Below are 23152 nucleotides of genomic sequence, written 5' to 3'. Positions count from 1 at the left end.
GGTGAATGAATTAGGCCGAATGAATCTCAACCGATATATAGGGGTAGCTAAAATAGCCCCGTCCCAAATTGACTACCCCGGATGTCCGGTTTGCCCGCCGCAACAAAACTCTGTCCCAAATAGCTACTGATCGAGCTTGACCTTCTGAATCGTGCAGTGACCGATGCCCGTGAGGCGCACGATCTGCTTTATCGAAAAGCCCTCGTTTTTGAGCGTACGGATGTAGTTGTCGCGCACGGCTTTAGGCAAATCTTTAAGGTGGTGAGGCTCATACGGTTTAAGGAGAGCCTGTGCAAACTCCAGTGCATCTATGTCGCTCACATGAGCGCCGTCACGGAAGCAATATCGATTCGGTTCTCCCGAGGTACTGAAAGCAAAAAATCTCTGAGAATCTCCGAGCAAACCTAGCACACATTCAGTCATACAAATACCCGGGTATCCCATATATTCGCTAAAACTGCTCCAACGATATAGTGAAGCAGTCCCAATCCTGGCTTTCGCAGGATTATCGTGAATATATCTCACACAGTTGAGCAGCTGATCATCGTTAAGAATCGGCACGCTCTTAAATCGATCCTGAAAAACTGGTCCCTTCCGTCCGGTTTTCGCGTTGAAATACATCGCATATGCAGTCGTAACAGAGTGCATGCAATCGCTCAGGTGAACATGTTCATCATCTAGCAACAAGTGAATATGGTTGTCCATAAGGCACCAAGCAATGATATTGACGTCGTATTTTCGGCATTTCGAGGCAAGCAACCGAATCAAATATATCCGATCATCGGCATCCTCAAATATCAGCTGACCACCACAGCCCTTTTGGACGACATGGTAATAGCCGTAAACAGAGATTTCCCGCGCGGTCCGAGTCATACGCATCTCCTCCTCTACAGATAACAAATACGTTACCCGAGTCGGAAAGCTAAATATCACGCAATGAACCGCAACTCGCTTCTATCGGCGAACGGTAGGTAGTAGCTAAAAAAGCCCCGTCCCAAATTAGCTACTTTGGGCAAAAAGAAAGGCGGGCAGCTGCGGAAAACCGCAACTGCCCGGCGATATGCGTGAGGGTAGCTAAACCCCGTCTCAAATGAGCTACTAGAGGAGATTGAGGGGGAGCTGGGGGGCGTCTCCCCAGAGTTTCTCGAGGCGGTAGAAGTCGCGGGCTTCGGGAGTGAAGACGTGGACGACAACCGAACCGTAGTCCATGAGCATCCAAGTCTTCTGCTCGCGGCCCTCGATGGAGAACGGATGCTCGCCGCAAGCCTCGGCGACCTTCTCCTCAATCTCGTCGACGATCGAATCAACCTGGCGGTTGTTGGTGCCGGTAGCAAGGACAAAGTAGTCGCACACATCGGAAAGCTCAGTCAGGTCGAGCACCTGAACGTCCTCGCCCTTCTTGTCGTAGGCGGCCTGCGCGGCGGCGCGGGCGACATCCTCGGCGGCGACACCGCTCGCGGACAGCGAGGCGGCGGTGCGGTCGGACGTGGCGGCGAAGCTCTTGTGCTCCACATCCTTGAGAATCTGCTCGTCAGTCATGGTCTCGTCGGCCATGGAATACCTCTTTCTAGACGCACCCGAGCTAGCGTAGCTGGGCGTAATGGTTGTAAATCGTAATAGCCGTGGGATAAAGATAACGCCCGGACTGGATCACATAGACCAAACCCTGCGCAAAACAGGAGAAGAACAACTCATCGAGCGTCGACTCCCCCACCATCTTGCGCAGCGCATGCGCATAGTCGCCGTGGCGGTTGGGCTCGATGGCATCGGCCACAAAGACCACCATATCGAGCGGCGTCATGTCGCAAGCTCCCACGGTGTGACGGTCGACAGCCTGAAAGACCGCCGGCGACAGCCCGGGAAAAAGCTGCGGAAGCTCATAGGCGGCAACTGGGCCATGCAGCAGCGGTGTCGCGGCCGAAGGAGAGCCGGCAACCTTGATGCCATAGTGAAGCGCGCGGGCCACGAGCTCGTCATCGGAAAGCACCTTGTCCCAGTCGTGGATCAAGCCGGCGGCAGCGGCATCAAAGCGGTCAACGCCGTAGACCTCGGCCAGATGAAGTGCGGTCTCGGCAACACCCAGCGAATGCACATAGCGCTTGCGCTTATCCTTCATGCGAACATCGAGCAGCTCTTGAATGCGCTTGAGCAGTGCGCGCTCATCGCCCTCAAACTGATCCTCTACCGACAACGTAGACCCCCATCACTCAAAATCTTCTTGGCCCAAATCGGCATATAGCCTGCGTTTGCGAATGTAGCCGAGCACGGACTCGCTCGTAAGATAGCGCACGCTCATGCCGCGGGCAACTCGCTTACGAATGTTCGTCGAGCTGATCGCCAGCGCCGGAATCTGAATATAGCGCACGTCGAACGGCAGCCCCGACTCTTTGATTCGGGCACGCGCTGTATCGATATCAAAGCCCGGTCGTGTCGCCGCAATAAAGGTAGCAAGCTCAGCGATTCGTTCGGCATCATGCCAGGTCACGATATCGATAATCGCATCGGCGCCCGTAATAAAGTAGAGCTTTACCTGCGGCGGGTAAAAGTCGCGAAGGGCATGAAGCGTATCAGCCGTATAGGTTACGCCCGGGCGGTCGATCTCGAACCGGCTCGCCAAAAAGGCCGGGTTCGCGGCGGTGGCGAGGACCGTCATGGCATAACGATCCTCGGCAGGCGTCACCGGCTTGTCAAGCTTAAAGGCAGGCGTGCCCGCCGGCATAAAGAGCACGGCATCCAAGTCGAGGGACTCACGCGCCTGCTCAGCGGTCACCAGGTGCCCGTAATGGATGGGATCAAAGGTGCCACCCATAATGCCGAGCCTAAACTCCTGCCCGTCCTCTAGAGGAAGCTCGGGCAGACCGATTCCACCGCGCAGCGACATGGCTTACTCGCCCTCCGAGGTCTCGGCATCGTCCTCGGCATCCGCCGCATCGACAACCTCGACGCCCTCATCCGCAGCATCGGCCACGTCAATGGCCTCGACGGCAACGTCCTCGCCAGCATCCTCGAGCTCTTCGTACTCCGAGAAGTCCTCGGCGCCCTCAAAGTCAAAAGCGCGCTGGCAAATGCGGACCTCGTCGCCCGCACGGCAACCGGCCTTCTCGAGCGCGTCGTCAACACCCATACGCGCAAACTTATGCTGCAGGTAAATGACGGCTTCCTCGTTTTCCCAGTCGGTCTGGATGACCATGCGCTCGATGGCACGACCGACCACGCGGAAGGCACCGGGCTCTTCCTGGACAATGCGGAAACGCTTCTCGCGCTGCAGGCGGCGACGCTCCCACTCCTCGTCGCGCAGATCGACCGGCTCATCAGAGACCGCCAGCTCGGCGCGAAGCTTAGCCACCTGCTCGCCCACGGCAAGCATCAGCGTGTTGAGGCCGGCGCCCGTAACAGCAGACACGGCAAAGAACATATGGCCATCGTCGAGCGCCGCACGCTTAAGGTCGGCAATCTTGTCGGCCGTGCCCGGCGCATCACACTTGTTGGCAACGACGATCTGCGGACGCTCCGAAAGCTCGGCGCCATACTGCTCGAGCTCGCGGTTGATGATGCGATAGTCCTCGACCGGATCGCGATCCTCAAAACCACCCGTCATATCGACGACGTGCATGATGAGTGCCGTACGCTCAATGTGGCGCAGGAACTGGTGACCCAGGCCACGGCCCTCGCTCGCGCCCTCGATGAGACCGGGGACGTCAGCAACGACGTAAGAATATTCGCCGGCACGCACCATGCCGAGGTTCGGCACGAGCGTGGTAAACGGGTAGTCAGCAATCTTGGGGCGGGCGGCACTCATGCGCGCAATGAGCGATGACTTACCCACCGAGGGAAAGCCCACAAGCGCGGCATCGGCCATAAGCTTCATCTCGAGCTCGATCCAGTGTTCCTCGGCAGGCTCGCCGAGCTGGGCAAAGGCCGGAGCGCGACGCACCGACGTCACAAAGTGTGTGTTGCCCAGACCGCCGGCACCGCCGGGCGCCACGACGACGCGCTCGCCGTCGTGCACCAGGTCGGCAATCTCGAACATCGGGGTCTGCGTCTCGGGATCGAGCTCGCGCACCACGGTACCCATAGGGACCTTGAGAATCAGGTCCTCGCCGCTCTTACCGTTACGACGGGCACCCTGCCCGTGCGTGCCGCGCTCGGCGCGGAAGTGATGCTTAAAGCGGTAATCGATCAGCGAAGACAGCTGAGCATCGGCCTGGATGACGACATTGCCGCCACGACCGCCGTCGCCGCCATCGGGGCCGCCCTTGGGGACAAATGCCTCGCGCCTAAACGACATGCATCCGGCTCCGCCGTCGCCGCCGCACACGTTAATGCGGCTGATATCGGTGAACTGTGACAACAGAATCGCCTCCTACAAAAAAGAGGGAGACCCTTGAATCCTAAAACTCAAGTGCCTCCCACATATGTGCTCTATGAAGGGTGAATTACGCGTTCGCGAGCGGGCGTACGCTGACCCTGTGCTTGATACCCTTGTGGAACTCAACGGTACCGTCGACCAGCGCGAACAGCGTGTCGTCCTTACCACGGCCAACGTTCTCACCCGGGTGGATGTGCGTGCCGTGCTGACGGACGAGAATCGTGCCCGTGGTTACCGTCTGGCCGGCATAGCGCTTCGTGCCAAGGCGCTGACCGCGGGAGTCACGGCCATTACGGGAGGAACCGAGTCCTTTTTTGTGTGCCATTGTGTATACCTACTCTTTCGTTACGAGTGTAATCTACTCGGCGACGGGAGCCTCGGCAACAGCCTCGGCCTCTGCCTTGACAGCCTTCTTGGCGCGGGACGTAGCCTGGACCTTCACGATCTTCAGCTTGGTGAGCTGCTGACGGTGACCCTTCAGACGACGATAGCGCTTACGCTTGTGGAACTTGAAGACCAGCTGCTTCTCGCCCTTGAACTGCTCAACGATCTGAGCGGTAACCTTGGCCTTGGCCAGCTTGTCGGGATCGGTGACGATCTTCTTACCATCGTTGAGGAAGATAACCGGCAGGGTGACCTTGTCGCCCTCATTGCCCTCGATCTTCTCGACGGTGATGACATCGTCGGTGGCGACCTTGTACTGCTTGCCGCCCGTGTTAACGATTGCGTACATGTTTACTTGCCCTTCATGCATCAGTTAGTGCAACAGCCGAATATAGTAGCAGGCGAAAATACCCCCGTCAACGAGTATGTGGAGCAAATCCACAAGTTCGCACAGGTATGGGGCTGACGAGTCGGCCCTCGTCGTCCTCGCATGCTTGATTCTGACGCTCGACATCGTAGGAGCAGATGGTCACGAGGTCTTGCATACCGGTGGAAACAATAGGTGCATCCACGCCCGGGGTCAAGCCCTGCAACAAAACATCAGCAGCAGAAAGCAAAATTTCCGGACGCATAGAGCCCTCGTTGTCGGCATGGGTGTCGAGCATGAGAACCAAATGGTCCGGGCGCTCCCCCGCCGTGAGCTCATAGCCAACGAGCGTGTGATCCAAATCCAAGCGCTTGCTCTTTTTGCCGCGCGCGTAGTCGATGCCATGATCCGCGCGCAGCGTGTCGATCGCACGACGCACCTCGTCGGCGCTTACGGGCGCCTCGGGATCCAGGTGTAAGTCGATGCGATACGACAGGCGCGTGAGCTGCGCCGTCAATGCCGGCGTGCGCACGTCGATGTACGCCGCCTCGATGGGCGCCAGATCGGCCGGAGACGCCGCAGCCAGGCGCTCAAACGCCTCGTCGAGCGCCACGAACTCGGTCATAAACAGGTCATACCACTCGCAGGTCGACGACGTACCAACCGGTAGCGCCGAAGAGAAGCCCACGCGCATGTGCGGAGAGAAGCCCTGCGTGACGGCATAGGGAAGTCCCGCACGGCGCACGATGCGCTCAATGGTATGGATCACTTCGAGATGGCCCAGGTACTTAAGGCGATCGCGCTTGCCATAGCGAACACGAAGTCTAAAGAGCGTGGGGTTGTCGGTCAGGCGCTCACTCATGCGCGATCACCCATCAATACATTCTTGGCGTGGAGCGTGGGGCAGATCCCGCAGCCGGTGCACGACGTGCGGGTGCAGTCGGGAGTCGTGACGCCCTCGAGCGAGCGACGGTACTCGCGCTCGAGGAAGCCGCGCGTGCAGCCGGGGCTCACGTGCTCCCACGGCAGGCGCCAGTCCAACTCGTAGGGCAGGTGCACGAGCTCATTGAGGTCGATGCCGTTTTTGGCAGCAGCTTCCTTCCAGTTATCGAGCGAGAAATGCTCTACCCAGGCGTCAAAGCGAGAGCCCGAGCGCCAAGCGTCGATGATGACGGGCGTCATGTCACGACCGGCGCGGGACAGCGCAGCCTCGATGAGCGAGGTCTCGGCATCGTGGTAATGAACGCGGACGGCACGGTTGCGAACGCTCGTGATGAGCAGCTTCTGGCGACGCTTGACGTCGTCGTAGTCGAGCTGCGGGCACCACTGGAACGGCGTGGCAGCCTTGGGGATAAAGACCGAAACCGAGATCGACACCGAGATCGAGCCGCGACGAGCCTTGGGCACCACGGAACGACCGAGCTCCAGCACGTGATCGGCCAGATTGGCGATGGCCACGATGTCCTCGTCGCGCTCGCCGGGAAGGCCCATCATAAAGTAGAGCTTCATGCGGTTCCAACCGGCCTCGAAGGCCGCCTTGGCCGCACGGTCCAGGTCCTCCTCGGTCACGTTCTTGTTAATGATGTCGCGCATGCGCTGGCTGCCGGCCTCGGGCGCGAACGTCAGTCCGCCCTTCTTTTCGCCGGCGACCGACTCGGCCATATCCACGCCAAACGAATCCAGGCGCTGCGACGGAATAGACACGCGAATACCCGTATCCTCCAGGCGATGGTTGAGCCTGCCGAGCACATCGCGAATGCAGGAGTGGTCGGTCGTGGAGAGCGAGGTCAGCGACACCTCGTCATAGCCGGTCTTTTCCAGACCCTGAATCACCGACGAGACGATCTGGTCGGCCGAGCGCTCACGCACCGGGCGATACGTCATGCCGGCCTGGCAAAAACGACAGCCGCGGGCGCAGCCGCGCAGGATCTCGATAGACAGGCGGTCGTGGACCAGCTGCGCATAGGGCACGCACGACTGCGACAGCGGATTCGTGGCGCCGAAATCCTCGACGACGCGCTTGTAGACCACGGTCGGCGCATCCTTGCCCTCACGCGGCACGGTGTAGCCATGCGGCGAGCAGGGCTCGTCGTGACAAACCTCATAGAGCGACGGCACGTAGTTGCCGGCAATGGATGCAAGCTGCTCGACAATCTGCGCGCGCGGGACTCCTTCGTCACGCAGACGGCGATGCAACTGGCAGGTCTCGAGCAGCGATTCCTCGCCCTCGCCGATGAGGATAACATCGAAGAAGGCCGCGTACGGCTCGGGGTTGTACACCGAGGGGCCGCCGGCGATGATAATGGGGTCGTCCTCGGTGCGGTCAGCCGCTAACAGCGGAATACCAGCGAGGTCGAGTGCCTCGAGGAAGTTCGTCACCGCCATCTCGTGCGGCACATGCAGGCCGACGATATCAAACGAAGCGACCGGCGCTGCACCCTCGAGCGACAGCAGCGGAATGCCTGCCTCGCGCATGGCGTCACCCATATCGGGCCACGGCACATAGCCGCGCTCGCAGGAGATGCCCTCGGCCTGGTTAAGGATGTTGTAGAGGATGGCGATGCCCTGGTTGGGCAGACCGACCTCGTACACATCCGGGTAGATCAGGCAGCAACGGTAGTCGGCATCGGCCTTGGAAAGCGTGCCCCACTCGTGATCGATATAGCGACTCGGCTTCTCGACCTTGGCGAGCAACGGCTCAATTAAATGAAAACAGTCTTGGTATGCAACGCGCAACGGAAAACCCCTAAGCAGCGAGATCTGATGCGTCCTGATAGGACGCCATAGGACGGGTAGCGCCCGCGACCGCAGTCACCAGATCGCGAACGCGGGAAAACGTGGCAGTGACCACCTCGTTAGCACGGCTGTAGTCGACATCGCGCTCGTAGAGCGAAACGAGCGCACGGCCCATGCCATAGGTGCCCGCGGCAGCAGCGAGCGCCTTGACGGCAAACCCAATATGCGGCGTCTGCTTGACGAGCGCGCGGGTGACCGCGCGGATCACAAGACCGCCGGCAAGCACGCCCGCGACCTCGTAGCCGCGCTCAGGCTTAATGCCGCGTCCAAAGACGGCAGCGAGCTCAAAGAGCATGCCCACCTGCGCCAGCGCCATAACGGGATAATCGGTGCCCGGCAAAAACACCAAAGCCCCGGTCGCCATATTGGTGAGCGCACACGAGGTGATGATACGATTGGCCGCCGCGATGCGCATGAAGGCAAAGTTCGCCGCAAAAGCCGTTTCCTTGTCGGTGCGATCGAGAATCCAGCGGGCAAGCGTCTCGAGCAGATACGTCTTATCGGTTGCCGCCACCACACCGAGCATGGGCGTGGACTCCTCGATAAACGGCACCTCCACAGCAGACTCGGCAAGCACGCACACGGGCGCGCCGGCGATCACGAGCTCCTGCACGGCACTCTCCAAGCGGTCGGAACCACACGAGAGCACCAGCACCACATCGGTATCGGTCTTTGGAGCAATTCGCTCCTCCCCCAGACGCTCGACGCGCACAATGCCCGAGGTCGTCTGCGGCACAAAGGCGTCACGCACCGTCTCGGCCAGAAAGCGCGAGGCGGACGAATCCAGATAGACCGAGACGCGCACCGGCGTATCGGAATCCTTCTTAACGGACGCGCCCATCTTAAAAGCGCGGGTCAGCTTATCTACGGGAATTTTCATAGCAAACCCCTCCAGCGGTTACGCGGCGCCCGAACGATGCCGCCATATGGATTGTACGATACCCACCGTCAGCAGCTGGATCATCATCGAAGACGAACCGAAGCTAATAAACGGTAGCGGAATACCGGTAATCGGCATCATGCCGATGCACATGCCGATGTTCTCGAAGGTCTGGAATGCCCACATGCCGACGATACCTACGCACGACAGACGCAGGAACAGCGACTCACACTTAAAGGCGACGCGAATCGTCGAAAAGATCAGCAGCACGTAGAGGCACAAGAGAAAAAAGGAACCGCAAAAACCAAAGGTCTCGGACAAAAAGGCGAAGACGAAGTCGGTGTGGAACTCAGGCAGAAAGCCGCCGGCCGACTGCGTCGCATGGCCCAAACCCTTACCAAAGAAGCCGCCCGAGCCAACGGCGATAAGCGACTGCTGCAGGTTGTAGGCATCGTCCGAATCGGCATTATCGGGGTCGATAAAGACCGTCAGACGGTTCATCTGATACTGCTTGATGAGCACATCGTGGCCGAGCAACGAATCAAAGACCGAATCGAGCGCCAGAACGAGGGCCACCAAGCCCACGAGCAGGGCCAGGGTCGACAGCACCCATTCGCGGCGTGCACCGCTCATACAAATGACGATGGCGCCCGAAACCAGCACGACCAGGCCCGAGCCCAGGTCGCCCATGGCAACGACGGCCAAAAACGGAATGGACAGCATGCCGCAGAGCTTGACGTAGTCGCGAACGGTATCGATGCGACCGTTATACTGCGATCCAAGCGTAGCAATAAAGAAGATGGTGATGAGCTTGGCAAGCTCAACCGGCTGGAAAGTCAAGCCGATACCGGGAATCTTGATCCAGCCCGTCATGCCCAGACCGCCCGTATAGGACAGACCCGGAATCTTGGGCGAGAAGATCACGATCAGGTCGATGACGAGCAACGCCGTCGAGAAATTGGAAATACCGCGCAGGTCGGTACGCCAGACGAGCACCGCCAGCACCGCCCCGATGCCAATTCCCAGCAGATGGCGTGAGAACGAGGCATCGGCCTTAAACTGCGAAGCCGACCAGATAATGATGGCACCGTAGGCGACGAGCGCCACAGTAGCCACGAGCACACCGATATGCACCTTTTGGCGAAACGTGCCGCGCGAGGCCGAAAGTTGCTTGTTGACACGGTCCAGGCTGCTGCGAGAGCCGGTCTTGGTTGAACGGAACAGATCCGCCGGAGAAAAATCCATCGCAACCTCCTATCGAACCGAAGAATCGCCCGAGGCCGAAGAGGTATCGGGCTCGTCATAAATCACGCCGAGCACGTCGCGCACGACATGCATCGCGGTATCTGAGCCACCGCCGCCCTGCTCCAAGACGGTAGCGATGACATACTTGGGGTCATCGGCCGGTGCATAGGCGCAGAACCACGCGTATTCATCCTCGCCACTTTTCTCGCCCGTGCCCGACTTGCCGTATACCTGCGGCGTCAGGGTGCCAAAGTGAGCCGCCAGGGACGTCGATGCCGTGTAAATCACGTCGTGCATGCCGTTGCGAACAAGAGCCAAATCCGAATCGCTGTTGATCTTGGCCTCCAGGCGCTTCTTCTTGCCCTTGCCGTTGTACTTATAGGCATCGCCGTCGCCATCGCGCGACACGGCAGACAAAAACACGTGAGGCACGTACTGTTTGCCGCCGTTGGCAAGACCCATATAGGCACACGCCATCTGCAGGGGCGTCACCAGGATGTCGCCCTGACCGATGGCGATGTTGGTCATATCGCCGGCATTCCACTTGCGGTCCTCGGCAGATGCGTCGGTGAAGTACGACTCTTTCCACTCGGCATCGGGAATACGACCCGCGCCCTCACTCGGCAGATCGATACCGCAGGTCTTGCCTAGACCCCAGCGACGAAAGACCTCCTGCAGACCCTCGGGATGTTGCTCGTCATAAAAGAACGCCTTGCCCATGTCGTAGAAGACAGGGTCGCACGAGTTGGCGATTCCCGACTGCAGCGTCATGGTGCCGTGGCCGGAATGCAGCCAGCAGTACTTGCCCCACGACTTGCCCAGACCCGTCCAATAACCCGTGCAGTTGGTCGTCTGCCCCGACGTGTAGGTTCCAAACTCAAGACCGGCCAGTGCCGAGAGCGGCTTGATGGTCGAGGCCGACATGTACTGTCCGCTAATGGCGCGGTTGAGCAGCGGGTGCGAACCCTTGTCATCATTGAGCTCGGTCCACACGTCATTTGAGACGCCGCCAATAAAGACGGACGGATCGAACTTGGGCTGGCTCGCCATGCCCAGGATCTCGCCATTGTTGGGATCGAGACACACTACAGCGCCGTTGCCGGCATTGCTGTAGCCAGTGGTCTTGGCAAGCTCGATAGCGCTCGCCAGCGCCGTCTCGCAGGCCTGCTGGATCTTAAGGTCGAGCGTGAGCTTAATGTCAGAGCCGGCCTTCGCGGGCACGGCGCCGGCCTGACCGGTCACGTTGCCCGAGGCATCGACCTTGACGGTCTGCTCGCCACGAATACCCTGCAGCAGGTTTTCGTAGTAGCTCTCAACGCCCGCCTGCCCCACGATATCGCCCGACTGGTACGTAATCTTGCCAGCAGAAGCATCATCGTCGCCAGAAGTTTTCTTATTCTGGGCCTCGAGCTGCTCGGAGGTAATGGTGCCGGTATAGCCCAAGATATGGCATGCCGTCTCGCCGTATGGATACTGGCGCTCGGTACGCTCGGCAATCTTGACGCCCGGGAACTCGCCGGCATGCTCCTGAATATAGGCAACCGTGGAGCGACGGACGTCCGTCGCGATGGTATGCAGGCTCTGAGCGCCCTCTGTATTGTCCTGAATATTGCGAAGGACCGCCACATAAGGCATTCCAAGCACGTTGGCAAGATGGCGAACCAGAACCTCATCCTCGGCAAGGTCGCGGTAGGCCACGACAGCAAGTGAGGGACGGTTCTGGACAAGCGCCACGCCATTGCGGTCGAGGATGCGACCGCGCACAGCGGGTGTGGTAACGGTGCGAGTCTGATTACTATTGGCCTGCTTCTCGTAATAGTCCGACGAGACCATCTGCATGCCCCACAGCTTGACGGCAAGTGCCGCAAACATCGCGCCCACACCCGTGGTGAGGATGGAAAAGCGGCCCTTAAAGGCGGTCGCCGCGGTATTGCCTTCGCCCTCGGTGGCGCGCGGGGCCGTTCCATGCTGTGTATCGTAGGTAAAACGGGAATCGCCACGACGCATGACGACCAGCGCGACCACGATGGCCACAACCAGCACGATACCGGCGATAATAACCGTCATCTGGGAAGACATCTACGGGCCTCCCCTATTTGAGCTTGCGGGTCTTGGGCTTAAAGCGCATACCCGTCTGGCGTCCGCCACGTGCGGAGAATCCATAGCCGGACTGCGGCACGACGCCGGACATCAAAAACGGAATGGCAACCAGACCCGTCAGGATCGAGGACGGCAGCGCATGGCCGAAGATCGCCACGACAAAGCTCGTCTCCAAACCCATAAACAGCAAGATGATGCTGTAGATCACATTAATGACGAGCGCGAAGGCGCCCACAGTGACGCCGCGCGCACTTGGGGTACCGCCCGTCTGACCGACGGCGCTGTGCACCAGGGCAAAAGAACCCACGGTCAGCAGGAGCGACATAATGCCCACCGGCACGGCAGCGGACAGGTCATAAAACAAGCCGCTGCAAAAACCGCACACGACGGCACGGGTCGGGTCGCCCGAGAACACACTCAGGCACACCAAGATAATCATGAAGTTGACGCGACCACCCGCAATGGAGATCTGCGGTGCCAGGCCTGCCTGCAGCAGCACGCACACGATGGCGGCGATCACAAACGTGCGGGAGCTCATCCCCTGCTCGTGTAGATCCATGGACATGCCCCCTATTCGTTCGAGCCAGAATCGGTCATCTCGGACGTGTCGGAACTGTCATCCGAGCTCTCGTCCTTCGTCTTGGTTGCAGCATCGCGCGACGTTCCCTGCGGCGTGCTGTTGGCCGTGCTCACGTCCTCATCCGAGGCCGACTGTTCATCGGTCAGCGAGGTAATGACCAGCACTTCCTCGTTGTTCTCGGCCGTGGTCTGAGCGCGCACCACAATGGTGTAGTACACGTCGTTTGCCGATTTCTCAACCGACGAGACGGTGCCGAGCGGTAGACCCTTGGGGAACACACCGCCGATGCCCGAGGTCACGATGATGTCGCCAACCTTAACGTCGGAGTCGACGCTCACGTACTCAAGACGCAGCGTGCCGTCAGCCTGACCCTGCAGCATGCCCTGGGCGCGCGTGTCCTGTACCATGGCGGACACACCCGAGTTCTCGTCGCCAATCAGGCGCACGGTGGACGTCTTGGCCGAGACTTCGATGATCTGGCCGATAACACCGGCAGAACTCGTCACGGGCATGTTGATGGTAAGGCCGTCGGCAGAGCCCTTGTCGATGGTAACGGTCGAGGTCCAGGCATCGCCCGAGGCACCAACGATACGAGCAGCGGTCGATTTGAGGTTATAGGTCGACTGCAGGCCGACCAGCCCCTCCAGACGCTCGGCGGTCTTTTGAGACTCGGAGAGCTCGGCAACCTTAGAGGTCAGTTCCTCGTTTTGCTTCTTAAGCTCGTCGAGCGTGTCCTGCGACGCCGTAAGGTTAGAGAACACGTTGCCGATGGCATTGAAGGGAGCCGCCACAGCCGAACCCACAAAGCGCACCGGCGAGGTAATCGTCGTTACGCCCGAACGCACGGCATGAATCGGCCCAGCCTCGCCCTCACGAATATAAAACGTGAGCAGCAACACCGAAATCAGGCTGAAAACAATCAACGGGCGCATACCCGTTGATTGTCGCTTGGTATTCAGATTTGTGGAGAAACCCGAAGATCGTGCCAAATGGAATCCACCTTTTGGAAATTAAGCATTGGTCTGGACGAAGCCGCCATCAAACGCATTGGCCTCGAGCACGCGGGCACAGCCGTTAACAACGTTATCGAGCGCCGTGGGGCTGACGTTGACCGAAACGCCGGTCTCATCGCGCAGGCGCACGTCGAGACCGCGCAGCAGCGCGCCGCCACCGGTCAGCAAAATGCCGTAGTACATAAGGTCCGAGGCAAGATCGGGAGGCGTAGCGTCGAGCGCGTCCTTGACGGCCTTGGCCATCTCGTCGAGCGGCTTGTTGAGTGCGCGACGAATCTCCTCGCTCTCGATGCGCACGGTCTTGGGCAGACCGGTGATCACGTCGCGGCCGTTGACCTCGACGTCGAGCTCGTCCTTGAGCGGCACGGCGGAGCCGACCTTGATCTTGATGTCCTCTGCCGTACGCTCGCCGATGGCCAAGTTGTAGGCATCGCGAACGTGCGTGAGGATGGCCTGATCGAACTCGTCGCCGGCAATACGGATGGACTGCGAGACGACGATGCCGCCCATAGCGATAACGGCAACCTCGGTGGTACCGCCACCGATGTCGATGACCATGGAGCCGGTAGGCTCCTCGACGGGCAGGTCGGCGCCGATAGCGGCGGCCATAGGCTCTTCGATCAGATAGGCCTGGCGAGCGCCGGCCTGGATCGTGGCCTCAAAGACGGCACGCTTCTCGACCGACGTGACACCGGAGGGAACGCAGACGACAACGCGCGGACGCGGGGTCCACGGATAGCGCTTCTCGGACGCCTTGTCGATAAAGTAGCGAAGCATAGCCTCTGTAACATCGAAGTCGGCGATGACGCCGTCCTTCAGGGGACGAACGGCCACAATGTTGCCGGGCGTACGGCCGAGCATGCGCTTTGCCTCGATACCGACCGCCAGGATGCGCTCGTCGTTCTTGTCGATGGCGACGACGGAGGGCTCGCGGATGACGATGCCCTTGCCGCGCACGGAGACAAGCGTATTTGCGGTGCCGAGGTCGATGGCAAGATCGCCCGCATAGCTACCGAAGAACATATCCATCAAAGAAAACAACGCAACTCCTGATGTGTTGGATGATTGCTGGAAAACTACTAGCTCATCATACTAGCGCAAGCCCGGCACCTCACTTGCGGTGAAGCGCCGGGCAAAGCTAAATCCCATAAGGTCACTACTGGTTGTCAGCAGCCGAGAAATCCATATCGAGCGAGGAAACGGCCCAGCCGATATGGTTGTCGGAGCGCACGAATTTGACGGTGTACTCCTGCTCGCCGCCCTTGGACAGCGATGCCTTCACCTTGGCGGCCGTCTCGGTCATGGACTGATCCATGCCCTCGACGGACACGGTGGCACCCTGCGGAATCGAGGAGATGATCATCGATTTGGCGTCCTCGGACAGGCTCGAGGCCAGGTAAGACTCGGCCTTTGCGGTGTCACCGTCGCCGGCAGCCTGGAACAGATCGGTAACGACAGACTCCTGGGACGGGAAGCCAAAGCCGCGCGTGTAGGCAAAGCCAAGACCGCCCACTGCGATCAAAATGAGCAGAAGCAGCACGACGAAGACTTTGAGACCCGTGTGGCGATGGCGACGACGGACCTTGCCCTGCTTACGATCCTGACGGTCCTGCTGGACCATCTCGGACTCGGACAGCGTAAAGAAGCCGGTGTCCGAGGGATCGGGCATAAACTGACCGGTCGCGCCCGTAGGATCGAGCGGATCGACGGCAGGGGCGTCCATCGCGGGCGCCGGAGCCGTGGCCATAGCCGTCTGGGCAGACAGCGCGGCAAGCGAATCGTGCACGCGGGCAAGCTCATCGGCCTGCTCGGAGGTGAGCTGGTAGATGCCATCGGCAGTAGCGGCGTTAAAGGCGTCGAGTGCGTCGGAGGGACGGCCGGCGGCAGAAAGCGCCTGACCCATGCCGGCGTTGAGCGCACGCGTGTCGTCGCGGGGGCCGGCAAAGTCGATAGCCGTGCGGTAGGTCTCCACGGCATCCGCCGGACGGCCGAGCTTAATGAAGCAACGTCCAAGCTCGCCGAGTGCGGCGGCAGGAGCCGGATTGGCGCCGTCGATGGCAGCCTGACGGAAGGCAGTACCCGCGTTGGCATAGTCGCCCGACTGGAACAGCGCATTGCCCAGGCCCAGATAGGCCTTGAACGGCGTGGCATAGGAAGCATCCTGCGTAGCGGCAGAGAACGCCTGGGCGGCCGTCGTGTAGTCGCCCACGGCGGCGAGCGCCTTGCCGCGGTTGGTGAGCAGCGCGCCGCGCTTGCCATAGGTGCCGTCGTTGAGGGCGGCGGCATAGGCCTCGGCGGCCTCGGCATACATGCCCAGGTGCATCAAGGCGTTGCCACGAAGGTGATCGGCCTCGCCCATAATCTCATCGGGAGTCTTTGCCGCCCCAAGCATCTGGGCTGCAGCGGAAAAATCACCCGCGCGGTAAGCGGCGCGGCCCTGTTGGATCAGCTGGCTATTCAAGGAAGTCCCCTTTACTCGTGAACGATCTCGACATGAACGATCTCGTCGCCGGCACGCAGCTGCGAAATCACATCGAGACCCTCGACCGTGGTACCAAAGACGGTGTAACCGGAATCGAGGTTATGCTGGGCACCCAGGCAGAAGTAAAACTGCGAACCCGCGGAATCGGGGTCCATGGAGCGTGCCATGGCAAGGGCGCCATCGACATGGCTGTTGCGCGGATTGGTGGCAAACTCGCCCTTGATGCAGTAGCCGGGGCCACCGGTACCAGGCATGCCGTCGGGGCCCTCAAGACCAGCGGCGACGTCGGCGCCGGACATATCGCGGGTATTGGGGTCGCCGCCCTGGATGACAAAACCGGGCACATAGCGATGGAACTTAAGGCCATCATAGAAGCCCATCGTAGAAAGCTCGCAGAAGTTCGCGACATGAATGGGAGCGCCCTCGCCGTCAAACTTGACCTTGATGGTACCCTTCGACGTCTCGATAACGGCGCACTCGTCGCCGGCAAGCTGATACTCGGGCGTGTAGAGCTCTTTCTTAAAACCAAACATGTGGTTCCTTCCTCGTGCGTTTAAAGCATATTTGTTCGAATTGTAGCAATAAGCATGCGCTTACATCAATTGCGCACGTAGGTTATGCCGACTATGGCGAACTAATTTTAGGAACGCTGCTGCGGCTTCCAGGAACCCACATTGGCGTCGTACTGGTTCAGTGCGCTGTTGCCGCCCTGCGCGATGGGCGCCAGGATATCGCTTTGGTGGGAACTCATCGACTCACCATCGGGAATGGCCAGCGAGATGTCCCAGCTCTGACAGATCACGTCGACACGCTCGTACATCCACTCGGCAAGCTGCTTTAAGTGGGCGATGTCATCCGCATAGACCGTATCGTCCTGATACTTAAGGTTGTTAAGCTCATCTTGCGTCTTTTTGATCTGGTCGCGCAGGGCGTAGGCACTCTGCGACAGCTCCTGACGGGTGGACAGCGGCGTTCGAAGATAGCCATTGTTAAAAGAATCGATGACCTCGCCGATCTGGTCCTCGTCACCGTAGGACACGATGGTCTGATACAGACCGTCGAGCCTGGTATAGAGCTGATCATCGGTAAGCACGGTTTCTTCCTGGACCACCTCGGCAGAATCGTCCTGCTTGGTATCGTCCTCAGTCGCCTCGCCCTTTTGGCGCGTGGGGAAGGTCGTCTGCGCGGCCTGGCCAAACTGGTCATAGAAGCCAGGCATGACACCCATGGGATCGGCCGTCACGAACCAATACGCACCACCGCACACGACGGCAAGGACCGCGATGACGATGAGCGGCTTGGGGATATGACGCTTGTGCTTGTGATAGGCGTCCTCGTCGGGGTGCACCTTGCGCTTGGGTTTTTGAGCATCGTCGTGCAGGGAAACGGGCGTGGGAATGTCGACCTTGGGGATACCGAAATCCTTATCGAAAGCCGGCAGCACGCAAGTCTCATTGGGGTCGGCGGCATCCGAAAGAACCGCGGCAGCCGAGGCGGGCGCATGCGGCACCTCGGTATCGATCTGCTCTTGCGTTAGGCGCGGAAAACCCGCCGTGCGGCCCGCAGCCAAGTCGGATGCGGCCGCGTCCTCGGAGAGGATACCCGGAGCGGGGCGTCCGCATTTGGGGCATGTACGATCATGCGGAGAAAGACGGGCACCGCAGCCCTCACAGAACACGAACTCGGTGTGCTCGGGACCATCGCCCGGACCCACATAGGCGTTGCAGTAGGGGCAGAACGAGGCGCCGTCCTCGATAGTCTTAAGGCAATGCGGGCAGATCACGGCATCCTCCTTTCGAAGCAATTCAAACAATCGAGGTTAGAGCATAACATCGCCACGGCCCCACAGGAGCAAGGCACCAATTCAACATCGGCAGGGCGCGTAGTTACTTCTTCTTTTTGCTTGGCATCGAGACTTTGATGCCTTGGGCGGACTTGGTCACGCGAGAGCGCTTGGCTCCGGTACTCTTCTTTTTCTTGGGCTGGGCCTGGGCCACGCCCTCGAGTGCGCGGGCCTCGGCCTCGCGAGCGGTGCGATCTTCGCGGCGCTGCGCCATGTCGGCGGCGACGCGCTTGGCAAAACGTTCGGCCGTCGAGCCCGTCGAGCTCACCTTGCCGCCACCGCGACCCAGGCGGACGCGCACACCGCGGCCAAAACCAGTTGCGGCATGACGACGACGCGGCTTGAGCGAATCCATCATCGTGGCGAGCTTAAAGAACACCGAGCAGGTAAAGACCACGATGACAGCCAAGATAACCATCTGGCCCATCGACAGGTTAGCAATAGACAGCAGCTCCGGGAATCCGATAACGCCCACCAGGATGCCGGCGACTACAAACACAAAGAGCACCACACGTAAGGGCGTGAGAGGCTGTGAGATGCGCCAGATCAGGCTGACGCTCGCCGCGCACGACGTAAGCAGGCACATCGTAGACAGTGTGAGCTGGCTAAAGCCAAACACGCGCGCCACAAAGATATCGAGTGCCGCAGCCAAAATGACCGCAATCGACGCCGGCAGTGCACGCTTGAGTACGTTGCTCAAAAACGCACCCTTCACGCGAGCATTGTTGGGCTCCAGGCCCAACACAAAGCCCGGCGCGCCGATGCAAAAGAAGTTGATGAGCGTCATCTGGATGGGCTCGAAGGGGTACGGCGGCAGCGCGATGCACAGCGCCGCCAGGCCCATCGAGAACAGCGTCTTGGTCAGGAACAGCGACGCCGAACGCTGCAGGTTGTTGATGGAGCGACGGCCCTCGGCCACCACGGCGGGCATCGAGGCAAAGTCGTTGTCAACGAGTACGATCTCGGCCACGTTGCGCGCGGCATCGGAGCCGGCCGCCATGGCGACGGAGCAGTCGGCCTCCTTGAGCGCCAGCACGTCGTTGACGCCGTCGCCCGTCATGGCCACGGTGTGCTCGCGGCGCTTGAGCGCCTGCACGAGCTCGCGCTTCTGCTGCGGGGTCACACGACCAAAGACATGGTAGCGGTCCACTGCGGCATCGAGCTTGGCCGGCGTATCGAGCGTCGTGGCGTCCACATAAGCGTCCGCCCCCGGCACGCCCACCACGCGCGCGATCGACGACACCGTACGCGGGTCGTCACCACTGATCACGTTGAGGGTCACGCCCTGCTCGTTAAAGTAGCCGATGGTCTCGGCCGCCGAGGTACGAATCTCATCGCGGATGGTCACAAAGCCCACGGGCTCGGCCTCGCCCACCATATCGCCATCGGGCGTAAAGCCGTCCACGCGCGCCACCACGAGCACGCGGCAGGTATCGGCAAGCTCGGCGACACGGTTCTCGACCTGCGAAAACACACGATCAGAGAGCACAAACTGCGCCGCACCCATCACATAGGAGCCCTGCGCAAACGACGCGCCGCTCCACTTTTTGGAGGACGAGAACGGAATGACCGACAGCGGCTCAGACACCTCGACCGGGCGGTCGGCGTAATAGTTGAGCAGCGCCTGGCAGGTCTCGTTGGCATCGGCCGAAGTCGCACGCGCGACGTTAGCCAGTGCAAAATCGAGCACCGTGGTATCGAAGGGAACGGCCGCCTCGTCCGAGCCGGCGCCTAGACTCACGCCCTCAACCGGCAGCGGATACGTGCCCTCGACCTCCATGCGGCCCGACGTGATGGTGCCCGTCTTATCCAGGCACAGCACGTCGACGCGAGCGAGTGTCTCGATGCAGTAGAGCTGCTGTGCCAGCACCTTGCGGCGGGCCAGGCGCACCGTGGCGATGGCGAGCACCGACGAAGTCAGCAGCACCAGGCCTTGCGGGATCATACCCAGCAGGGCGCCCACCGTGGACAGCAGCGCCGACGAAGGCACATGACCGGCCAACAGCTCGGAGAAGCACCACGAAAGCGCGCTATCGCCCGGGGTTCCCGCGGCATCCCACAGCTCGCTCACACTCGAGGCAAACAACGCCAAACCGAGCGGGATCATGATGATGCTCGCAAAGCGCACGATGGCGTTCAGCGCGTTCATGATCTCGGAATTAACCTTTTTGACGTACTTGGCCTCGTTATTAATTTTGGCCACGTAGTTGTCGGCGCCGACATGGATCACGCGGGCGCGCAGCAGGCCCGAGTCGATAAAGCTGCCGCTCATGAGCTCAGAGCCTGGCTGTTTCTTAATAAGGTCGCTCTCGCCCGTCAGCAGGCTCTCGTTCACGAGCGCCTCGCCCGACACCACCACGGCGTCGACGGGAATCTGGTCGCCGCGCCCCAAGCGGATGATGTCGTCGAGCACGATCTGGTCCAGGCCGAGCTCCACCTCGGCGCCGTCGCGCACCGCGATGGCCTTCTTGGAGGTCAGCAGCGTGAGCTTATCGACCATCTTCTTGGAACGCATGGACTGAATGACGCCAATAGCGGTGTTCAAGAACACCACGAACAGGAACGTCAGATTCTTAAACGAACCGGTCAAAATGACCAGGAAAGCCAAGATCACGTTGATCAAATTGAACAGCGTGCAGAGGTTCTCGATGATGAGCTCTTTGACCGACTTGGTCTTGAGTTCCATGTTGCGGTTTATTTTACCGGCGGCGATACGCTCCTCGACCTCGGCGGTTGAGAGTCCGCGCTCGATATCCGTTGCTGCCATACCACGTCCCATCACGTCGCGTCGGTATAAGAAAAACCGCCCGGACCATGCGAGGTTCGGACGGTCTTACGTTCGATGGTGCCCCATGTTGGATTCGAACCAACGGCCTTCTGCTCCGGAGGCAGACGCTCTAATCCCCTGAGCTAATAGGGCCAACGTTTGGCATTATACCCAAGTGCACCACGGGCTATCAAAATAAAAGAAAAAGCTTTGCAATTCCGAGGAAGACGCGGCGCAACGGCCCACTTTAGAAGGCAAAAGCGAGTCAGATAGTATAAACTCTCATGCACCATATATACACGGCTCGCGATGCGGGCCGTTTTTGCAAAAGTTATCCATCGAGGTGAGAGGCACACCATGATTGCAATTTTAAAGCAGAGCGCCAGCGACGAGGCCGTCGGCCATATCGTCAGCTGGATTGAGAAAAAGGGCCTGAAGACCGATGTCTCGCGCGGCGAGAATGAGACGATTATCGGCCTGGTGGGCGATACGACCAAGATCGACCCGTTCCTGCTCGAGTCCATGGATGTCGTCGAGCGCGTGCAGCGCGTCTCCGAGCCGTTCAAGCGCGCCAACCGCAAGTTCCACCCCGAGGACTCCGTCATCGACTGCGGTCACGGCGTCAAGATCGGCGGCGACCAGTTCCAGGTCATCGCCGGTCCCTGCTCCGTCGAGGGCGAGAACCTCATCCGCATCGCACGCCGCGTGAAGGCCGCCGGCGCCACGATGCTGCGCGGCGGTGCCTACAAGCCCCGCACCTCCCCCTACGCCTACCAGGGCATGGGCCCCGCCGGCCTCGACCTGCTGTGCGAGGCGTCTGCCGAGCTCGACATGCCGATCGTCACCGAGATCATGGATCCACGCGACGTGCAGGTCTTCTTGGACAAGAAGATTGACGTCATGCAGATCGGCGCCCGCAACGCCCAGAACTTCCCCCTGCTCAAGGAGGTCGGCAAGACCCAAACCCCGATTCTGCTCAAGCGCGGCATGTCCGGCACGATCGACGAGCTGCTTATGGCAGCCGAGTACATCATGAGCGAGGGCAACGACAACGTCATCCTGTGCGAGCGCGGTATCCGCACCTTCGAGACCCGCACCCGCAATACCTTCGACCTCAACGCCGTGCCGGTTCTGCACCACCTGTCGCACCTGCCCGTCGTCGCCGACCCCAGCCACGCCACCGGCTACACCCGCTACGTTGAGCCCATGGCGCTCGCCGCGACCGCCTGCGGCGCCAACGGCCTGGAGATCGAGGTCCACGACGAGCCCAGCCGCGCATGGTCCGACGGCGCTCAGGCCCTCACCCCCGACCAGTTCGACGACACCATGCGCCGCATTCGCGCCATCCGCGAGGTCGTCTGCCAAGAGACCATGGAGTAGCCCATGGGTACGGTGAGAAACGCGCGCGTTAACCAGGGCGGCCCCAAGTGCGCCGGTATCGTCGGCCTTGGCCTCATCGGCGGTAGCTTTGCCCGCGGCTATGCCCAGGCGGGCGTCCGCGTGCTGGCCTGGGACCCCGATGACGATGTCATGACGGCCGCCAGCATGGGCACTGTCGCCGGAGAGCTCAACGACGAGACACTCGACGAATGCGACATCATCGTCCTGGCTTGCTACCCCGAGGCCTGCATCGAGTGGCTCGAGGCGCATGCCCAGGCCCTCGCCGACGCCACCGACACCGAGGCCATCATGGGTCCCGTGGTGATCGACACCGTGGGCGTCAAGGGCATCGTGTGCGAACGTGCCTTTGAGCTTGCCCGTGAGCACGGCTTTTACTTTGTGGGCGCACACCCCATGGCGGGCACGCAGTACTCGGGCTACGCACACTCCCGCGCCGACCTGTTCCAGGGCGCGCCACTCGTGCTCGTGCCGCCCGCGGTGGACGATGCGCTCAAACTGGAGCTTTTGGGCCAGGTGCGCGAGATGGTGCGCCCCTTGGGCTTTGGCAAGTTCAGCGTGACCAGCGCCGCCGAGCACGACCGCGTCATCGCCTTCACGAGCCAGCTTGCGCACGTGGTGTCCAACGCCTACGTCAAAAGCCCCACCGCCCAGGTCCACCACGGCTTTTCGGCCGGTAGCTACCGCGATCTCACCCGCGTGGCGCACCTCAACCCGCAAATGTGGTCCGAGCTCATGATCGACGACGCCGACGCGCTCGCCTACGAGATCGACCATCTGATCGAATCGCTCGGCGCCTACAGCCGTGCGCTCAAGGACCGCGACCAGCGCTATCTGGAGAATCTCCTTGCCGAGGGCGACCGCATTAAGCGCGCGCTCGACGACGAGACCTCCCACTAGACCACCTATCACGCCAGGTCGAAAGGAC

At 60.5% G+C, this 23152-nt stretch carries 21 protein-coding genes and 1 tRNA gene; 2 read left to right on the top strand and 20 right to left on the bottom strand.

Translation table 11 applies throughout. The features are described 5' to 3' along the window. Positions 1-123 precede the first annotated feature (123 nt). From ABHR63_RS06630 to ABHR63_RS06535, 20 genes are all read right to left on the bottom strand, one after another. A complete protein-coding gene (locus ABHR63_RS06630) occupies positions 124-873 on the bottom strand; it encodes a transposase (protein WP_161144683.1) in 750 nt (249 codons plus the stop codon). Between the two features lie 225 nt (positions 874-1098). Next, positions 1099-1554 (bottom strand): ribosome silencing factor, encoded by a 456-nt coding sequence (rsfS, locus tag ABHR63_RS06625; protein WP_138374982.1) that lies wholly within the window; start codon positions 1552-1554, stop codon positions 1099-1101. Positions 1555-1582: 28 nt separating this feature from the next. Further along, positions 1583-2116, bottom strand: a complete 534-nt coding sequence (gene yqeK, locus ABHR63_RS06620; protein ID WP_192923881.1) for a bis(5'-nucleosyl)-tetraphosphatase (symmetrical) YqeK — start codon at positions 2114-2116, stop codon at positions 1583-1585. Between the two features lie 87 nt (positions 2117-2203). Then, a complete protein-coding gene (nadD, locus tag ABHR63_RS06615) occupies positions 2204-2881 on the bottom strand; it encodes a nicotinate-nucleotide adenylyltransferase (protein ID WP_089573445.1) in 678 nt (225 codons plus the stop codon). A 3-nt stretch (positions 2882-2884) separates the two neighbouring features. After that, positions 2885-4351 carry a GTPase ObgE gene (gene obgE, locus ABHR63_RS06610; RefSeq protein ID WP_192923878.1) on the bottom strand — a complete coding sequence of 489 codons (1467 nt, stop codon included), beginning with the start codon at positions 4349-4351 and terminating at the stop codon, positions 2885-2887. Between the two features lie 85 nt (positions 4352-4436). Continuing rightward, positions 4437-4694 carry a 50S ribosomal protein L27 gene (gene rpmA / locus ABHR63_RS06605; protein WP_006236075.1) on the bottom strand — a complete coding sequence of 86 codons (258 nt, stop codon included), beginning with the start codon at positions 4692-4694 and terminating at the stop codon, positions 4437-4439. A gap of 33 nt (positions 4695-4727) precedes the next feature. Further along, complete coding sequence (gene rplU / locus ABHR63_RS06600) at positions 4728-5102, bottom strand: 50S ribosomal protein L21 (RefSeq protein ID WP_035138585.1); 375 nt, start codon at positions 5100-5102, stop codon at positions 4728-4730. Between the two features lie 67 nt (positions 5103-5169). Then, positions 5170-5982, bottom strand: coding sequence for a TIGR03936 family radical SAM-associated protein (locus ABHR63_RS06595; RefSeq protein ID WP_117745946.1), 813 nt, complete (start codon positions 5980-5982; stop codon positions 5170-5172). Beyond that, positions 5979-7856 carry a TIGR03960 family B12-binding radical SAM protein gene (locus tag ABHR63_RS06590; protein ID WP_161144681.1) on the bottom strand — a complete coding sequence of 626 codons (1878 nt, stop codon included), beginning with the start codon at positions 7854-7856 and terminating at the stop codon, positions 5979-5981. The genes ABHR63_RS06595 and ABHR63_RS06590 overlap by 4 nt, the downstream gene beginning before the upstream one ends. 10 nt (positions 7857-7866) lie before the next feature. Next, positions 7867-8796 carry a YcjF family protein gene (locus ABHR63_RS06585; RefSeq protein WP_035138588.1) on the bottom strand — a complete coding sequence of 310 codons (930 nt, stop codon included), beginning with the start codon at positions 8794-8796 and terminating at the stop codon, positions 7867-7869. A gap of 18 nt (positions 8797-8814) precedes the next feature. Further along, positions 8815-10041, bottom strand: a complete 1227-nt coding sequence (locus ABHR63_RS06580; RefSeq protein WP_346965113.1) for an FtsW/RodA/SpoVE family cell cycle protein — start codon at positions 10039-10041, stop codon at positions 8815-8817. A 9-nt stretch (positions 10042-10050) separates the two neighbouring features. After that, on the bottom strand, positions 10051-12120 hold the full coding sequence (gene mrdA / locus ABHR63_RS06575) for a penicillin-binding protein 2 (protein WP_271731241.1): 2070 nt from the start codon (positions 12118-12120) through the stop codon (positions 10051-10053). A 13-nt stretch (positions 12121-12133) separates the two neighbouring features. Continuing rightward, entirely contained in the window at positions 12134-12700 is a 567-nt protein-coding gene (locus tag ABHR63_RS06570) for a rod shape-determining protein MreD (protein WP_138112715.1), read from the bottom strand. 11 nt (positions 12701-12711) lie between these two features. Continuing rightward, positions 12712-13653 (bottom strand): rod shape-determining protein MreC, encoded by a 942-nt coding sequence (gene mreC / locus ABHR63_RS06565; protein ID WP_195246017.1) that lies wholly within the window; start codon positions 13651-13653, stop codon positions 12712-12714. A gap of 78 nt (positions 13654-13731) precedes the next feature. Then, positions 13732-14763 (bottom strand): rod shape-determining protein, encoded by a 1032-nt coding sequence (gene mreB / locus ABHR63_RS06560; protein ID WP_006236061.1) that lies wholly within the window; start codon positions 14761-14763, stop codon positions 13732-13734. Between the two features lie 127 nt (positions 14764-14890). Then, positions 14891-16195, bottom strand: coding sequence for a tetratricopeptide repeat protein (locus tag ABHR63_RS06555; protein ID WP_346965914.1), 1305 nt, complete (start codon positions 16193-16195; stop codon positions 14891-14893). Between the two features lie 11 nt (positions 16196-16206). Further along, positions 16207-16749, bottom strand: coding sequence for a peptidylprolyl isomerase (locus ABHR63_RS06550; RefSeq protein ID WP_006236059.1), 543 nt, complete (start codon positions 16747-16749; stop codon positions 16207-16209). A 107-nt stretch (positions 16750-16856) separates the two neighbouring features. Beyond that, positions 16857-17999: a zinc ribbon domain-containing protein gene (locus ABHR63_RS06545; RefSeq protein ID WP_035138591.1), complete on the bottom strand. Its 1143-nt coding sequence runs from the start codon at positions 17997-17999 to the stop codon at positions 16857-16859. A 103-nt stretch (positions 18000-18102) separates the two neighbouring features. Further along, the gene (locus ABHR63_RS06540; RefSeq protein ID WP_346965112.1) at positions 18103-20826 is read right to left on the bottom strand and encodes an HAD-IC family P-type ATPase; all 2724 of its coding nucleotides are present in this window, start codon (positions 20824-20826) and stop codon (positions 18103-18105) included. 76 nt (positions 20827-20902) lie between these two features. Beyond that, a tRNA-Arg gene (locus ABHR63_RS06535) sits at positions 20903-20979 on the bottom strand. Between the two features lie 204 nt (positions 20980-21183). On the opposite strand from ABHR63_RS06535, the gene aroF reads away from it, so the two are divergent. Next, the gene (aroF, locus tag ABHR63_RS06530; RefSeq protein ID WP_035138595.1) at positions 21184-22206 is read left to right on the top strand and encodes a 3-deoxy-7-phosphoheptulonate synthase; all 1023 of its coding nucleotides are present in this window, start codon (positions 21184-21186) and stop codon (positions 22204-22206) included. Positions 22207-22209: 3 nt separating this feature from the next. Next, positions 22210-23124, top strand: coding sequence for a prephenate dehydrogenase (locus tag ABHR63_RS06525; RefSeq protein WP_346965111.1), 915 nt, complete (start codon positions 22210-22212; stop codon positions 23122-23124). The last annotated feature ends 28 nt before the right edge of the window (positions 23125-23152 follow it).

Source organism: Collinsella aerofaciens, assembly GCF_039752775.1.
GTDB lineage: Bacteria > Actinomycetota > Coriobacteriia > Coriobacteriales > Coriobacteriaceae > Collinsella > Collinsella aerofaciens_R.
Note: the sequence above shows the minus strand (reverse complement) of the source record. Positions and strands in the feature narration are given on the sequence as shown.

Excerpts from the sequence above, each read along its gene's own strand:
- yqeK (WP_192923881.1), bottom strand. The coding sequence starts at position 2,116 with ATGAAGGATAAGCGCAAGCGCTATGTGCATTCGCTGGGTGTTGCCGAG.
- rsfS (WP_138374982.1), bottom strand. The coding sequence starts at position 1,554 with ATGGCCGACGAGACCATGACTGACGAGCAGATTCTCAAGGATGTGGAG.
- mreC (WP_195246017.1), bottom strand. The coding sequence starts at position 13,653 with ATGCGCCCGTTGATTGTTTTCAGCCTGATTTCGGTGTTGCTGCTCACG.
- ABHR63_RS06630 (WP_161144683.1), bottom strand. The coding sequence starts at position 873 with ATGACTCGGACCGCGCGGGAAATCTCTGTTTACGGCTATTACCATGTC.
- ABHR63_RS06595 (WP_117745946.1), bottom strand. The coding sequence starts at position 5,982 with ATGAGTGAGCGCCTGACCGACAACCCCACGCTCTTTAGACTTCGTGTT.
- mreB (WP_006236061.1), bottom strand. The coding sequence starts at position 14,763 with ATGGATATGTTCTTCGGTAGCTATGCGGGCGATCTTGCCATCGACCTC.
- nadD (WP_089573445.1), bottom strand. The coding sequence starts at position 2,881 with ATGTCGCTGCGCGGTGGAATCGGTCTGCCCGAGCTTCCTCTAGAGGAC.
- rplU (WP_035138585.1), bottom strand. The coding sequence starts at position 5,102 with ATGTACGCAATCGTTAACACGGGCGGCAAGCAGTACAAGGTCGCCACC.
- ABHR63_RS06550 (WP_006236059.1), bottom strand. The coding sequence starts at position 16,749 with ATGTTTGGTTTTAAGAAAGAGCTCTACACGCCCGAGTATCAGCTTGCC.
- ABHR63_RS06525 (WP_346965111.1), top strand. The coding sequence starts at position 22,210 with ATGGGTACGGTGAGAAACGCGCGCGTTAACCAGGGCGGCCCCAAGTGC.
- rpmA (WP_006236075.1), bottom strand. The coding sequence starts at position 4,694 with ATGGCACACAAAAAAGGACTCGGTTCCTCCCGTAATGGCCGTGACTCC.
- ABHR63_RS06580 (WP_346965113.1), bottom strand. The coding sequence starts at position 10,041 with ATGGATTTTTCTCCGGCGGATCTGTTCCGTTCAACCAAGACCGGCTCT.
- aroF (WP_035138595.1), top strand. The coding sequence starts at position 21,184 with ATGATTGCAATTTTAAAGCAGAGCGCCAGCGACGAGGCCGTCGGCCAT.
- ABHR63_RS06540 (WP_346965112.1), bottom strand. The coding sequence starts at position 20,826 with ATGGCAGCAACGGATATCGAGCGCGGACTCTCAACCGCCGAGGTCGAG.
- ABHR63_RS06570 (WP_138112715.1), bottom strand. The coding sequence starts at position 12,700 with ATGGATCTACACGAGCAGGGGATGAGCTCCCGCACGTTTGTGATCGCC.
- mrdA (WP_271731241.1), bottom strand. The coding sequence starts at position 12,120 with ATGTCTTCCCAGATGACGGTTATTATCGCCGGTATCGTGCTGGTTGTG.
- ABHR63_RS06585 (WP_035138588.1), bottom strand. The coding sequence starts at position 8,796 with ATGAAAATTCCCGTAGATAAGCTGACCCGCGCTTTTAAGATGGGCGCG.